Genomic DNA, 15,104 nt, shown 5'->3' on the forward strand with positions numbered 1-15,104 from the left:
AACTATTTTTTCCAAAACTTTAATTTCTTTTTCAATTGCTTTTTTCTGTTAAATTTATGTCGAAATTCTTGGGTAAATTTCCACATAGAATTAAAAACGTTTACATTATTTTCACCAAGTAATATTGCATATTCATTACTCAAAATTTTAATTATTTCTTCTTTTGAAGTAAGTCTAGAGAAGTTTTTCATTCGAGTTTGAAAGTCAATGTTTTCATGAAAATTCATTCTATTTAGGTCAACTAAATAAAAAGAATACATACCGTTTTCCTCTTTTTTTATTAATGTATTTCCTGGTGAATGATCTAAAAATTCAATTCCTTTTTGGTGCATATCAAAAGTAAAACGTGTAAACTGTCGTAAAATATTCTCCGCATCAGGATAATCTTCATTTCGTTCAACAGCTCTAAATTCAAATACATTTTGAAGATGCTCACACGCATAATAACTATCCTTTAAACCAATAATATCGAATTTTTCGCAAAATGCTACAGGTTTTGGAGTTCCAATATGTAAATCAATTAATTTTGAAGCATACTCAAATGAGCGTTGAGCCTTTGATTTACGAAAATATTTATATGCAATTTTGTTAATTAAATTTGGAGTTCTAAATGACTTAATACTAATTGTTTCATCATTCACTTGAAAAAGTCTAATTGTATTGCGTTTTCCATTAACGAAAGTTTCACCTGAATTATTAAAGTTTTCAATAAGAAAATCAAATTTTGGTTGAAGAAATTCATAATCAGGATGAATTGTTTTTTTCATTTGAGTAAATTCATTTATAAACACAAAAGTAAGTTTTTTTATCAATTTAGTCTATTAATCCTAATAAAAAGCCATATTTCATAAATTTTAAATCAACATATTTTATTTAGAAATCAATAAACTTTTCTGATGAATAATATTTTCGGGAAAAAACAAATTGCATTCGTTTCCAAATGAAACAATATTATAAAACGAATATGAATTTAAACCAAAAATAGAAATATATTACAACATTAAATATCTTTGCAAAAAAATAACTATAAAAATAACAAAAATGGACATAAATACTGAAGTACACAACGCTTATGAAGTCATAAAAAATGGAGGAATTATCCTTTACCCTACTGATACCGTTTGGGGAATAGGTTGTGATGCTTCAAATGAAGAAGCTGTTGCTAAAATTTATGCATTAAAACAACGTGAAGAAAGCAAAAGTATGATTTGCCTTATGAATAGCGAAAAAATGGTTTATGCTGTTTTTCCAAAAATACCTGAAGTAGCATGGGAAATTTTAGATTTATCTGAAAAACCAACTACTTTAATTTTAGACGGGCCAAAAAATGTTGCCAAAAATATTATTGCAAGTGATAATACACTAGCAATTCGCATTGTAAAAGAACCTTTTTGTTATAAATTAATGGAACGAATGAAAAGACCATTGGTTTCAACTTCAGCAAATATTTCTGGAATGTTTACCCCAAAAACTTTTAAAGAAATTAGTCCCGAAATTTTAAAAGGTGTTGACTATGTAGTAAATTTGCATCAAGATAAAGTTTGCAAAAATCCTTCAACAATAATAAAGTTATCATTAGATAGCCAAGTGAAGATTATTCGCAAGTAATTAATTTGAAGATATAAAGATTTGATGGTTAAAATAATTTTCAAATTAAATATTTTTCAAATTTTCAAATTGAATTATGAATTACACAAAAGCACTTACAAATCCTATTTTCGAAATAATTTCACAAGCTGGTAAAGAATTAAACCTTGAATGTTATGTTATTGGCGGATTTGTTAGAGATTTCCTACTAGAACGTGATTTTAAAAAAGACATTGATATTGTTGCTGTTGGCAGCGGAATTGAATTGGCTTTAAAAGTTTCTGAATTATTACCCAATAAACCAAAAGTTCAAGTTTTTAAAAATTATGGAACAGCAATGTTGCGTTATAAAGAAATTGACATTGAATTTGTTGGTGCTCGTAAGGAAAGTTATCAATCAGACAGTAGAAATCCTATTGTTGAAAACGGAACTTTAAAAGACGATCAAGACCGTAGAGATTTCACCATAAATGCAATGGCTTTTTCTTTGAATTCATCAAATTACGGTGATTTAGTTGATCCGTTTGAAGGAGTAAAAGCTTTAGAAAATAAAATCATTAAAACACCATTAGATCCAACTATAACTTATTCTGATGATCCTTTACGAATGATGCGTGCTATTCGATTTGCAACTCAACTTAATTTTGAAATTGAAGCACAATCTTTAAAAGCAATTACGGAAAATAAAGATCGATTGAAAATTATTTCAGGAGAACGAATCGTTGATGAACTGAATAAAATTTTAGAAACTTCAAAACCATCAGTTGGTTTCTTATTATTATACAAGACGGGACTTTTAGATCTTATTTTACCCGAATTAACAGCATTAAATCAGGTTGAAGAAATTGAAGGTCATACTCATAAAAACAATTTTTACCACAGTTTAGAAGTGGTTGATAATATTTGTCCTAATACAGATGATGTTTGGTTACGTTGGGCTGCTTTACTTCATGATATAGGAAAAGCTCCTACAAAAAGGTTCAATAAAAAACAAGGTTGGACTTTTCACGGACATGAATTTTTAGGTGGAAAAATGGTTAAGAAAATTTTTCAACGTTTGCATATGCCTTTAAATCAAAAAATGAAGTTTGTGCAAAAAATGGTTGTAATGAGTTCTCGACCAATTGTTTTGGCAGAAGATATTGTAACTGATTCTGCTGTTAGACGTTTGGTTTTTGATGCCGGTGAAGATGTCGAAAATTTAATGACACTTTGTGAAGCTGATATTACTACGAAGAATCCACATAAGTTTAAAAAATACCATAATAATTTTGACATTGTAAGGCAAAAAATTGTGGAAGTAGAAGAAAAAGATTCTGTAAGAAATTTTCAACCGCCAATTACCGGTGAAGAAATTATGGAACTTTTTAACTTAAAACCTTCGCGAGAAATTGGAACTTTAAAAGAAGCGGTAAAAGAAGCAATTTTAGAAGGAGAAATAGCTAACGAATATGAAGCAGCTTACGATTTTGTTTTAAAAAGAGCTGAAAAAATGGGGCTAAAAAGAGTTTAACTTTTCATTTAACAATTGTTAGATTAAAAGTTATTATTAATAGAATTACTTTTGTAAAAAAGAACAATGAAAAATAACAAGTCAGTTATAATTTGGTTATTATCCGGGTGTGTTTTACTATTTATAATGGTAATGGTTGGCGGAATAACTAGGCTTACAAATTCGGGTCTTTCTATGACCGATTGGCATTTAGTTACCGATACATTTCCTCCTTTAACAGAAGACAAATGGGTTGATGCATTTGAAGAATATAAAAAATTTCCAGAATATCAAAAGATAAATATTCATAACGATTTTACATTATCGGATTATAAATTTATTTACTTTTGGGAATGGTTTCATCGTTTTATAGGTCGAATAATTGGATTGGTTTTTATTATTCCGTTTGTATATTTCCTAGTTAAAAAAAGATTAGATACTGAAACCATAAAAAAATGTGTTGTTTTATTATTAATGGGCGGATTTCAAGGATTTTTAGGTTGGTTCATGGTAAAAAGCGGCCTAATTGATAATCCAGATGTGAGTCATTTTAGATTATCACTTCATCTAACTTTTGCTTTTATTACTTTTGCCTACACGCTTTGGGTTGCTTTAGATTTAATATATCCTACAAAAAATGAAGTGATTACTTCACTTAGATCAATTGCTAGAGTTGCATTGGTAATCTTATTAATTCAAATTATTTACGGTGGATTTGTGGCGGGTTTAAACGCTGGTTTAGTTCATAATCATTGGCCTTTAATGAGTGACAGTCAATTCATTCACGATAGTGTTTTTATTGAGCAGTCTTCTTTATTAAAAAATTTCACTGAAGGTAAAAGTGGCGTTCAATTTGTACATAGAACATTTGCTTATATTGTAGTTGCTATGATGTTTTTATTATATTTTAAAAGTAGAAAGCATTCACTAAACACTTTACAGCAAAAAGGAATTTATTCATTATTAATTATTGTTTTAATTCAATTTGCATTAGGCGTTTTTACATTATTATTTCATGTTCCGCTTTGGTTAGGACTAGCGCACCAATTAGTTGCTTTTGTCTTATTAAGTGCAATGGTTTTTACTTTACATAGATTGAGTAAATAAATTACAACAGACTATATTGTCGCATAATTTTGATTAAAATAGAATGTCAAAATTAAATAAAAAAGATAAGTTTTTAGACTTATCAGATTACGGAAGAGGTTTTGGTCGGTTTTTATCCAATATATTAAAAAATACCAACTTCACTCCTATTCACGTTACTTTATTGTTTGGAGTTTCAGGCTTAATTGCTGTTTATTGTATACTAAATCAATACTATTTCTTAGCTGCTTTTTTTATTCTTTTAAAATCTGGAATTGATGCTGCCGATGGAGAATTAGCCCGATTAAAAAAAACACCATCTTACTCTGGGCGCTTTTTAGATAGTATTTTCGATATTTTTTTAAATTTCTTTTTATTACTAGCAATTTGGAAGGTAACAAACTCTTCTTTTTGGATGATGTTACTTGCTTTTTTTTGCATTCAACTTCAAGGAACTTTATACAATTATTACTATGTAATTTTAAGGAACAAATCTATTGGTGGAGATACAACAAGTAAGGTTTTTGAATACAAAACTCCTAAAGCTTTACCCGGAGAAAGTCAGAAATCAGTAACTATTTTATTTAAAATTTACACTATTGTTTATGGTGGATTTGATAAAATAATTCATGCATTAGATCCAAATGCATATAAAGTAAAAACCTTTCCAAATTGGTTTATGACCATTTTATCTTTTTACGGATTAGGTTTTCAATTATTAATCATCTCGGTAATGTTATCAATTGGTTTGATTGATTTGATTGTTCCTTTTTTAATTTATTATTCTATTTTAATAATTCTATTAATCGGAATTAGAAAAAAATATTTTACTAATTAACCAATCCAGTTTTTAAAATCGGAAACTTTTTCTCTTGCAACTATTACTTCATCTTCTTTATAAGTAGGCAAAATTATTTTTAAACGAGAATTTGTATGCATTTGAATTTCCTTTATAGATTGCAATGGTATAATGAATTTTCGACTAATTCTATAAAATGAATCTGGATTTAGTTCGGCTTCTAATTGTTCCAAGCTACAATCTAAAAGATAATCTCTGTTATCAATTGTGTGCAAGTATGTTCCTTTGTTTTCGCTATAAAAACATTCTACTTCATCAATTAAAACAACTTTTATTTGATTACCAATTTTAACCGAAAAACGATTTTTATATTCTTTTTGAACAGGATTAACCAACATTTTTTTAATTGCTTCAAAATCTAAACTTGAAACAGCATTTTTTTGAAATTGATTTTGAAATTTTGAAATTGCAGTTTCTAATTCGTCTTCATCAATTGGCTTTAGTAAATAATCAATACTGTTTAATTTAAAAGCGCGTAGAGCATATTCATCATAAGCTGTTGTGAAGATAATTGGGCTTTTAATTTCAATTTTATCAAATATTTCAAATGATAAACCATCGGAAAGTTGAATATCTAAAAAAATTAAATCAGGATGTGAATTATTTTCAAACCAATTAATTGATTCTTCAACAGAATGTAATAAAGCTTGAATCGTATAGCCCAACTTTTCTAATTTTCGTTGTAATAATCTCGCTGCTGGTTTCTCGTCTTCTATGATTATGATCTTCATTTTACTAAATTGATAATGATTAATTTATAAATGATAGTTTTGAAATTAAAACTATTCCCATTTACTATTCATTTCTTTATCCATAAGTTCTTTAATCTTTCTTTCTTCCCAATTCTTACCTAAAATCATCGTTGGTAAAAAAACACTTAAACCGTGTGAAAGCAAACCTATTCCCCAAAAGAATAAAGTTATAAAATTATGCCATTGAAAATAACTTTCTCCAGCTTCTAAATTTTGAATATTAATAATAACTATCATAATATTTACTACCAAGTAAATTAATGCATGTGTGTAAAAACCTTTAATACGTTTTACTCTTTTTAAAGCTTCATGATATTTAATCTCATCATGATTTAATGGATTGAAATCATTATTTTCTCTTATTTCCATTCTTCTTTGTATTCTATCTACTATACTCATCTTATTTAAATTTATTTTTATTCAACTTTTCTTCTTCCATAAACTCTTTAATCTTTTTTTCTTCCCATTCTTTATCAAAAAAAGGAAAGAAATTAAATACTTTCATTGCATGGAAAAACAAACCAATTCCCCAACCAAAAAGTGTCCAAAAAAACCATAAAACTTCTGGTGTATATTTAAGATTAATGAAAATTATTACAGCCATTATTATTACATAAATCAGTAAATGTCTGTAAAACTCTTTTAACTCTTGTACTTGCTTTTTTACCTTTTGATAACGTTCAAAATCATTATTTGTATTCATATTTATTTCCACTTTGATTCTTCTTTATCTTCTTTTTGTAATATTTCTTGAATTTTCTTTTCTTCCCAAGATTTTCCATATCCAAATGTTTCCAAAGCGTGAAAAGACAATCCCATTCCCCATCCTAACATTGGAAACCAAAACCATTGAAAACTTGATGTATTTAGGTTTATAATTATTAATACAGGAATGACTAAACAATATGATATTAAATTTCCATAAAATCCTTTTAATTTTTCTACTCTTTCTTTAGCTCTAACATAAGCCATGTTTTCAGAATATATATTTGTATTTTCCATAATAGATATTTGTTTGGTAAGAATTGGCAGCTTAATTTTAAAGAACTCATTTGTTTCTTCAATAGCTACTTTTCTTGTTGATATTATTGCGTATCGGTCAACAATATTTTGAAGTCCTACGCCTTTTCTTGTTTGTAATGTTTCCTTCTTTTGTAAATTATTTTCAACTACAAGCTGGTTTTCTTCAATTGAAATTTTAATATGTAATGGCTTTTGTTCGCTTACTACATTATGTTTTATAGCATTTTCTAGTAACAATTGTAATGCTAACGGAACAACTTTTGCTTCTTCATTCTCGAAACTTTCTGGCAACTCAAATGTGATACTGTTTTCAAATCGCATTTTTAAAAGATTCATATATGTTTTTGCAAACTTTAATTCTTCTTCTACCGAAACCAATTCTTTATCGCGTTGTTCTAAAACATATCTGTAAATTTTAGATAATGAAGTCGTAAACTTTTGTGCATTTTCAGGATTTTCCTCAATTAATGAACTTAAGACATTTAAACTGTTAAATAGAAAATGTGGATCGAGTTGATTTTTCAAACTTTCAAATTGTGCTGAAGCATTTCCTGCTATTATTTTTTCTTGTTTTACTCTGTTCTCTTGATAAGTTTTGTAGAAATAAATCAAATGAATAAACAAAGAAACAATAACCGTTATTACTAATGCTACAATATAATTAGATGGATTTTCATTTTTTAAAAACTCTGAAAATGTTTTATTTTCAAAAACCACATCTTCAACAATTCGAAGAAAGAAAATAGCCAATCCAGAAATAAGAAAAGAAGCTAAAAAACCAATTACTAATCGTTTTAAATGAAATCTGTTTTTTTCGAAATGTTTGTCTACTTGAATAAAGATAACCGCATTTGCGAAATACAAAACAAAACTATACATTAATGTAAAAATGAAATTCCATTTTAAAGCGGCTAAAGTTGGCAACTTTTGGTTCACAACCAAATTTATCAATTGTAACGCAATAAAAATTATAATTCCTATAATTACTGCTTTTAGTATTTCTCTTCTTATTTTATTCATAATTATTTACAATTTTGCAAAGCCATTTCTGCTCTATCTAAACCCCAAGTTGGGTGAAAAGGTGTTTCTGGCTTAAAGTTAGCAAAAAGTTCAATGGATTTAGCTATTTGTTCGCACATTGGTTTTGTATCACTCCCAAAATATTGCGCCATACCAATTTCAAATTGTGCTTTTTGTGAAACAACTCTCGGGTTATTTGGAGCAATTCCTTCTGCCATTTTGTAGATATTTAAAACGACTGAAGAAAATTCTCTGCCATTTGCCATAGGATCATAAACAATCCAAGCGGTATGAATCATTGCTTGAAGAACCAAAACTTCTGGATCATCTGGTAACAAATTATTTATTTTATCTTGAGCAAGTTGAGCTTTCTCAATCAATAATTTCATTTCATTTCTGTCTTTTGTTTCAAAAGCAGCTAATGTGTTTATTAACGAAATGTAATAATTTGGTAAAATGTTTTCTTGTTCTACAGAAGCAATACGTTCCAACTTTACAACAGCTTCTTTTGGATTACCGCTTTTCCAAGTCGTTAATGCGTCTTCCATTTCTTTTTCAAAACTTCCTTGAGCAAATACAACTGATGCTACAAAGAATACTAAAAATGTGATGATTTTTGTCATAATAATAAACTTTTATTGTTATTTGATGATTCAAAAGTGCAACTAATCAATAGTAAACTAAATTTTCATTTACCCAACTGTCGAAAAAAGAGGATGAATTGAATATTTTTTAAAAATGTGCAATTCATAATTTATAACTCATAATTAATAATTACTTTTGCTGTTCCTAAAATTTCAAAAAAATGATATATAAATTTAGAGTTATACTTGATGCGAAAGAAGATATTTTTAGAGATATTGCTATAGAAAAGGAAGCAACTTTAGAAGATTTACATAATACAATTGTGAATGCCTTTGGATTTGATGGCTCAGAAATGGCTTCATTTTATACTTGTGATGATGAATGGAATCAAGAAGATGAAATTCCTTTATTCGACACTGGTGATGTTCCTGGAGAAATGCGTATTATGAATAATTTTATACTTGAAGATAATTTAGACAAATACCAATCTAAGATAATTTACGTTTATGATTTCTTTAATATGTGGACATTCCTAGTAGAATTAGCTGCTATTGAAGAAAAGGAACAAGGTGAATCGTATCCAACTTTATTATTTTCTCACGGAGAATTACCAGAAGAAGCACCAGATAAAAAGTTTGAAGCTGAAGAAGGAGATTTTGATGAAAATGATGAAGATTTAGATATGTTTGAAGGAGACGATAGTTTTGAAGACTACGGATTTGAAGAAAACTGGAATTAGTCTTTTGAGAACAAAGAAGCAAGAACAAAGAAATAATTAGATTTAAAAATATAACAGATAGTAAGAAAGTCTTTTCTCTTTCTTCTTTTATCTATTTTCTAAAAAACAAATGATAAACTTATTTAATACCCACATAGAAAACCTTTCTATTCATAGAGTTGGAAATAAAAGTAGAAATGAAGCTTTATTCTTGTCTGAACAACCGTATGGTTTAAATGACGAAATAATGCCTCTTTTAAAGGAATATTTCTTTAAACCATTTAGAGATAAAGAAGAAAATTATTATCAATTTGCACATGATGTAGATTTAGAATACAATGATATGTATAATTTTGCCACAGAAGTTTTTAATAACCCAAGCGAAATTCATAATGTATCTAAAAAAATAACCAAACATTTATTTGAGCAATCAAATCATCCGCACATTAAAAACGGTGAAGTATATGTAACTTATTTTACAAATGTTTCTATCGACAATAATGTTGTAGATGCCATTGGCGTTTTTAAAAGTGAAATTCAAACCGATTTTTTACAGTTTGAAGAAAAAGAGTCTAATTTAGAAATGATTTTACAACAAGGTATCAATTTAAACAAATTAGATAAAGGTTGTATTATTTTTAATTACAAAAAAGAAGAAGGTTATAAAATTTTGACAGTAGATAGCAATCGTTATGATGCACGTTATTGGTTAGAACACTTCTTATCTGTAGATGCTTTTCAGGATGAAAATTTCATGACTAAGAAGTATTTGAAATTTTGCCAAGACTTTGCTAAAGATGTAGTTTTACCTGCCGAAGACAAACAGCAAGAAGTTTTATTCATGAACAGAGCTATTAATCATTTTGCAAAAAATGATGCTTTTGAAGAAACAAATTTTTTAAACGAAGTAATGGAAAATCCAGAGTTTATCCCTGAATTTAAAAATTACAAAGTAGACAAAGGTGAAAAATACAGTATTGAAGATGTTACCAATTTTCCAATTGCAAATAACGCTGTTTCTGATATTAGAAAGAAAATAAAAAATGTAATTACATTAGATACTAATGTTCAAATTAAGTTAGATTTTGTAAATTCTGATAGTGCAGAAAAATTTGTTGAAAAAGGTTGGGATGAGGAAAAACAAATGTATTATTACTTAGTTTACTTTAATAAAGAGCAAAAATCTTAATTAAAAAAAATCAAAAGTCAAAAAAATATTTAAACTTTTTTTTAAAAAAAACATTAAAAAAATAGCAAATTAAATAATAAACACTACATTTGTTGAAATTACAATAAATTATTAAAATGAACAAAGGTACAGTAAAATTCTTTAATGAATCAAAAGGTTTTGGTTTCATTATTGAAGAAGGAACAAACAAAGAACATTTCGTACACATCTCTGGAACTATTGATGAAATCCGTGAAGGTGATGAAGTTGAATTTGACTTACAAGAAGGTAAAAAAGGTTTAAATGCAGTAAACGTAAAAGTTATCTAATACATATACTACAAAATCTTACAAAATCAAGCTCTGTTTCTAAACAGGGCTTTTTTTTTTGAAAAAAATTAAACCATAAAAAAACTCTTAAGAAAAATCTTAAGAGTTTTTAAATTTATTTAGAATTATCTTTTATTAAGATAATGCAGCTTTAACTTGATCTGCAGCTTCTTGGAATTGAACAGCTGATAAAATTGGCATTCCAGAATTATCAATTAATTCTTTTGCAATTTCAGCATTTGTTCCTTGTAAACGTACAATAATAGGCACTTTAATAGCATCTCCCATATTTTTATAAGCATCTACAACTCCTTGAGCAACACGGTCACATCTAACGATACCACCAAAAATGTTAATCAAAATTGCTTTTACGTTTGGATCTTTTAAGATAATACGAAAAGCAGTTTCAACACGTTTAGCATCTGCAGTTCCACCTACGTCTAAGAAATTTGCCGGTTCAAAACCTGCATACTTAATTAAATCCATAGTTGCCATTGCAAGACCTGCACCGTTAACCATACATCCTACAGTTCCGTCTAAATCTACATAGTTCAAACCAACTTCTTTAGCTTCTACTTCAATAGGGTTCTCTTCTCTAATATCTCTCATGTCAGCAATTGCAGCTTGTCTATATAGAGCATTATCATCTATATTAACTTTAGCATCAACAGCCATTATTTTGTTATCTGATGTTTTTAAAACTGGGTTAATTTCAAACATTGAAGCGTCAGCAGCAATGTAAGCATTGTATAAAGCAGCTACAAACTTTGTCATTTCTTTAAACGCATTTCCAGAAAGCCCTAAGTTAAAAGCTATTCTTCTTGCTTGAAAACCTTGTAAACCAACAGCTGGATCTATTTCTTCTGTAAAAATTAAATGTGGAGTATGCTCTGCAACTTCTTCAATATCCATTCCACCTTCAGTAGAATACATAATCATATTTTTTGCTGTAGCTCTATTTAATAGAACAGACATATAAAATTCTGAAGTTTCAGTTTCTCCTGGATAGTAAACATCTTCAGCAACTAATACTTTGTGAACTCTTTTACCTTGAGGAGGTGTTTGTGGTGTAATTAAATCCATACCAATAATTTGACCTGCAATTTCAGCAACTTGATCTAAATTTTTAGCTAATTTAACTCCTCCACCTTTACCTCTACCACCAGCGTGGATTTGAGCTTTTATAACATGCCAACCTGTACCAGTTTCTGCAGTTAATTGTTTTGCTTTAGCAACAGCTTCTTCAGCATTGTTAGCAACGTAACCACGTTGAATGCGTACACCATGACTTGCTAATATTTCCTTACCTTGATATTCGTGTAAATTCATAATTGTAATACGTTTATCTTTATTAAAAAGTGTCACAAAAATAACAAACTAATTTCTATTAGGCTAACAATTTTAATTTTATTTAAAACAAGAATTTTAAGATTAAACTAATAGTTAAAAACAACAAAATAAAAATGTTACAATTATAACATTTTGTTGTAATATTATGTTAATTGTTATTATTTTTGAATACTAGTAATTTAAAATCTATTTTTGGCAAAAAATAATAGTAATGAATAATGAAATATTAAACCAAATAGTAAAGGAATTTGGTAGTCCATTATATATATATGATGGAGAGAAAATAGAAAGTCAATACAATAGATTGTCTAAAGCGTTTAATAAAGTAGAAAAGTTTAAAGTGTATTATGCGGTAAAAGCTCTTTCTAATATTTCTATTTTAAAAATATTAAAAAAACTTGGATCAGGGTTAGATACTGTTTCTATTGAAGAAGTGAAATTAGGTTTACATGCAGGTTTTGAACCGCATGAAATAATTTTTACACCAAACGGCGTTTCTCTTCAAGAAATTGAACAAGTTGCAAAACTAGGTGTTCAAATAAACATTGATAATCTTTCTATTTTAGAACAATTTGGAACAAACAATCCCAACATTCCAGTTTGTATTAGAATAAATCCACACGTTATGGCTGGCGGTAATGCCAATATTTCTGTGGGGCATATTGATAGTAAATTTGGAATATCAATTCATCAAATGCCTCATTTATTGAGAATAGTTGAAAATACCAAAATGCATATAAACGGAATTCATATGCATACGGGTTCTGATATTTTAGATGTTGATGTGTTTTTATACGCAGCGGAAATTTTGTTTGAAACTGCAAAAAACTTTAAAAATCTTGATTTTATTGACTTTGGAAGTGGTTTTAAGGTTCCATATAAAAAAGGCGACATTGAAACTAATGTAGAAGAATTTGGAAAAAAATTAACCAAGCGTTTCTTAAATTTTGAAAAAGAATATGGAAGATCACTTACTTTAGCATTTGAACCTGGAAAATTCTTAGTAAGTGAAGCTGGAGTATTTTTAGCTAATGTAAATGTGGTTAAGCAAACTACTTCAACTGTTTTTGCAGGAATTAATTCAGGGTTTAATCATTTGATTCGTCCTATGTTATATGGAGCACAACACCATATTGACAACATTTCAAACCCAAAAGGAAAAGAGCGTTTTTATACGGTTGTAGGTTACATATGTGAAACCGATACATTTGCAACCAATAGAAGAATAAACGAAATTCACGAAGGAGATGTTCTTTGCTTTAGAAACGCCGGAGCCTATTGCTACTCTATGGCATCTAATTATAATTCTAGAGTAAAACCCGCTGAAGTACTTTGGATAAATAATGAAGCACATTTAATTAGACAAAGAGAGACATTTGAAGATATATTACGAAATCAAGTTGAAATAGATATTACAAATAATGCCGAAATCCCCGTTTAGTTTTTAGTTAGAAAAAGCCCTTAAAAATTATTTTAAGGGCTTTTTTATTTATTTTTTCAAAATCTCTTCAAGTAATATTGCTTCCGTTCCGTTTGGATATGTAATTTTTAAAAGCTGAGATAAAGTTGGAGCAATTTGTGTAATGTCTTTTTTATCATAAGACTCCCCTTTTTTAATTCCGTTACCGTAAAAAATTAGCGGCACATGAGTATCATAAGTATAAGGTGTTCCGTGAGAAGTTCCTGTTGCTGAATATTCAATATAACCCGGTTTTTCTAAAATAACTATATCTCCGTTTTGAACTGGGTCATATCCTTTCGCAATGAAATTCAAATAGAAATCAGCTCCAGATGAAGCCAATACCTCTTCTTCAGTATAAACACGTTTTATGAATTTTTGAGTATATAAAAATGTTTTGAAAGTTTCCTTAATCGTTTCTAATTTCAAACTCTTCTTAGCCATAGAATCTCTATCAAAAAACAAATTAAAATTGGAATAGTTCTTCACTACATCAACACCAAAAGTCTTTACTGAAAAATCGCTTAACTCTTTTCTGAATGAATAAGTATTTATATTCGTAACATCATATTTATTATCTTTTAAATACGTTACATTTTCAGCACCTGCATGATCTGCCGTTAAGAATAACAAGTAATTATCTTTCCCAACTGTTTTGTCTAAATAATTTAAAAAATCAGCTATAGATTCGTCTAAACGCAAATAAGTATCTTGCAATTCAATTGATCTTGGCCCAAGAATATGACCAATATAATCAGTTGAAGAAAAGCTCATGGTTAAAAAATCGGTGGTATTATCTTTTCCTAAACCTTCTTTTTCGATTGCTTTTTTAGCAAAATCAACTATTAAATTGTTTCCAAAAGGGGTTGCTCTTAATACTCCTGCATCATTACTCTCGTACATACCTTTCAAACTATATGGAAAAAAAGGTGTTTTTTGATACAGTTTTCCTTCATAAGGATTATTATCATTTAAACTTTCATTATAAATGCTTTTATCTTTCAATAAAGTCCAATCTTTTTCTAAATAAGCTAAATAATTTTTTTCGTTATTGAAAGTGGTAACCCAAGTTGGTAATTCTTGTCCATAATAAGTACTCGAAATAAACGCACCTGTTTTAGAATACCAAAAAGCCCAATCTGCAAAATGACCTGCTGGTAAAATTGCACCTCTGTCTTTTAAACTAATTCCTATAACTTTACTTTTAAAGTTGGTCGCCAATTTCAATTCATCGGTAATAGTTGTGCTTTGTAAGTTTTTAGGCGACATTTTACCTTCACTTTCAGTACCGTCACCAATTGTAACAACATTTGCATCATCTGTACAATACATTTCAGTTTGTGAACTTCTATTAAACCATTCGTTACCTACAATTCCATGAACTGAAGGAGTTGTTCCTGTGTAAATTGATGCATGCCCTGGACCTGTATAAGTAGGCATGTAGTTATAGTGAGTATTTTGAAAAGTATAACCGTTTGTCATTAATCTTTTGAAACCATTTTCTGAGAAATCATCATAAAAACGATATAAATATTCTGTTTTCATTTGATCGACCACAATACCAATAACTAACTTTGGTTTTTGTTGGGCAAAACCGTTTAAAATTCCTGCTAACAAAAAGAATACAACTAACTTTTTCATTTCTTCAATTTAAAATACAAAATTATCACTTTAGA

General features: G+C 28.4%; 16 protein-coding genes. 8 read left to right on the forward strand and 8 right to left on the reverse strand.

Going from position 1 to position 15,104, the window contains the following annotated elements:
• Positions 1–2 precede the first annotated feature (2 nt).
• Positions 3–767 (reverse strand): lipopolysaccharide kinase InaA family protein, encoded by a 765-nt coding sequence (locus OLM55_RS12295; RefSeq protein WP_264559198.1) that lies wholly within the window; start codon positions 765–767, stop codon positions 3–5.
• 274 nt (positions 768–1,041) lie between these two features.
• Here OLM55_RS12295 and OLM55_RS12300 point away from each other — a divergent pair, with 274 nt between their 5' ends.
• The 4 genes from OLM55_RS12300 (at position 1,042) to OLM55_RS12315 (ending at position 5,003) form a co-directional block, all read left to right on the forward strand.
• Positions 1,042–1,608, forward strand: a complete 567-nt coding sequence (locus OLM55_RS12300) for an L-threonylcarbamoyladenylate synthase (protein ID WP_264559199.1) — start codon at positions 1,042–1,044, stop codon at positions 1,606–1,608.
• Between the two features lie 76 nt (positions 1,609–1,684).
• Complete coding sequence (locus OLM55_RS12305) at positions 1,685–3,100, forward strand: CCA tRNA nucleotidyltransferase (RefSeq protein ID WP_264559200.1); 1,416 nt, start codon at positions 1,685–1,687, stop codon at positions 3,098–3,100.
• Between the two features lie 66 nt (positions 3,101–3,166).
• Positions 3,167–4,186 carry a COX15/CtaA family protein gene (locus tag OLM55_RS12310; protein WP_264559201.1) on the forward strand — a complete coding sequence of 340 codons (1,020 nt, stop codon included), beginning with the start codon at positions 3,167–3,169 and terminating at the stop codon, positions 4,184–4,186.
• Between the two features lie 43 nt (positions 4,187–4,229).
• Entirely contained in the window at positions 4,230–5,003 is a 774-nt protein-coding gene (locus OLM55_RS12315; protein ID WP_264559202.1) for a CDP-alcohol phosphatidyltransferase family protein, read from the forward strand.
• Here the strand turns inward: OLM55_RS12315 and OLM55_RS12320 are convergent.
• Genes OLM55_RS12320 through OLM55_RS12340 form a run of 5 tightly spaced genes read right to left on the reverse strand, consistent with a single transcriptional unit; the run spans position 5,000 to position 8,442 of the window.
• Positions 5,000–5,755 carry a LytR/AlgR family response regulator transcription factor gene (locus OLM55_RS12320; RefSeq protein ID WP_264559203.1) on the reverse strand — a complete coding sequence of 252 codons (756 nt, stop codon included), beginning with the start codon at positions 5,753–5,755 and terminating at the stop codon, positions 5,000–5,002. The genes OLM55_RS12315 and OLM55_RS12320 overlap by 4 nt on opposite strands.
• A gap of 51 nt (positions 5,756–5,806) precedes the next feature.
• On the reverse strand, positions 5,807–6,175 hold the full coding sequence (locus OLM55_RS12325; RefSeq protein ID WP_264559204.1) for a 2TM domain-containing protein: 369 nt from the start codon (positions 6,173–6,175) through the stop codon (positions 5,807–5,809).
• Position 6,176: 1 nt separating this feature from the next.
• Positions 6,177–6,479 (reverse strand): 2TM domain-containing protein, encoded by a 303-nt coding sequence (locus OLM55_RS12330; protein ID WP_264559205.1) that lies wholly within the window; start codon positions 6,477–6,479, stop codon positions 6,177–6,179.
• 2 nt (positions 6,480–6,481) lie between these two features.
• Complete coding sequence (locus OLM55_RS12335; protein WP_264559206.1) at positions 6,482–7,819, reverse strand: 2TM domain-containing protein; 1,338 nt, start codon at positions 7,817–7,819, stop codon at positions 6,482–6,484.
• Between the two features lie 2 nt (positions 7,820–7,821).
• Positions 7,822–8,442 (reverse strand): hypothetical protein, encoded by a 621-nt coding sequence (locus OLM55_RS12340; RefSeq protein ID WP_264559207.1) that lies wholly within the window; start codon positions 8,440–8,442, stop codon positions 7,822–7,824.
• Positions 8,443–8,624: 182 nt separating this feature from the next.
• Here OLM55_RS12340 and OLM55_RS12345 point away from each other — a divergent pair, with 182 nt between their 5' ends.
• The 3 genes from OLM55_RS12345 (at position 8,625) to OLM55_RS12355 (ending at position 10,619) form a co-directional block, all read left to right on the forward strand.
• Positions 8,625–9,143, forward strand: coding sequence for a plasmid pRiA4b ORF-3 family protein (locus OLM55_RS12345; protein ID WP_264559208.1), 519 nt, complete (start codon positions 8,625–8,627; stop codon positions 9,141–9,143).
• A gap of 109 nt (positions 9,144–9,252) precedes the next feature.
• Positions 9,253–10,311 (forward strand): nucleoid-associated protein, encoded by a 1,059-nt coding sequence (locus OLM55_RS12350; RefSeq protein ID WP_264559209.1) that lies wholly within the window; start codon positions 9,253–9,255, stop codon positions 10,309–10,311.
• 116 nt (positions 10,312–10,427) lie between these two features.
• A complete protein-coding gene (locus tag OLM55_RS12355) occupies positions 10,428–10,619 on the forward strand; it encodes a cold-shock protein (protein ID WP_264559210.1) in 192 nt (63 codons plus the stop codon).
• A gap of 135 nt (positions 10,620–10,754) precedes the next feature.
• Here OLM55_RS12355 and sucC read toward each other — a convergent pair whose 3' ends face one another.
• The gene (sucC, locus tag OLM55_RS12360) at positions 10,755–11,948 is read right to left on the reverse strand and encodes an ADP-forming succinate--CoA ligase subunit beta (RefSeq protein ID WP_264559211.1); all 1,194 of its coding nucleotides are present in this window, start codon (positions 11,946–11,948) and stop codon (positions 10,755–10,757) included.
• Positions 11,949–12,180: 232 nt separating this feature from the next.
• Here sucC and lysA point away from each other — a divergent pair, with 232 nt between their 5' ends.
• Positions 12,181–13,410 carry a diaminopimelate decarboxylase gene (gene lysA, locus OLM55_RS12365; RefSeq protein WP_264559212.1) on the forward strand — a complete coding sequence of 410 codons (1,230 nt, stop codon included), beginning with the start codon at positions 12,181–12,183 and terminating at the stop codon, positions 13,408–13,410.
• Positions 13,411–13,458: 48 nt separating this feature from the next.
• Here the strand turns inward: lysA and pafA are convergent, their stop codons facing one another.
• Positions 13,459–15,069: an alkaline phosphatase PafA gene (gene pafA, locus OLM55_RS12370; RefSeq protein WP_264559213.1), complete on the reverse strand. Its 1,611-nt coding sequence runs from the start codon at positions 15,067–15,069 to the stop codon at positions 13,459–13,461.
• Positions 15,070–15,104: the final 35 nt, after the last annotated feature.

Source organism: Flavobacterium sp. N2270 (genome assembly GCF_025947225.1).
Taxonomy (GTDB): domain Bacteria; phylum Bacteroidota; class Bacteroidia; order Flavobacteriales; family Flavobacteriaceae; genus Flavobacterium.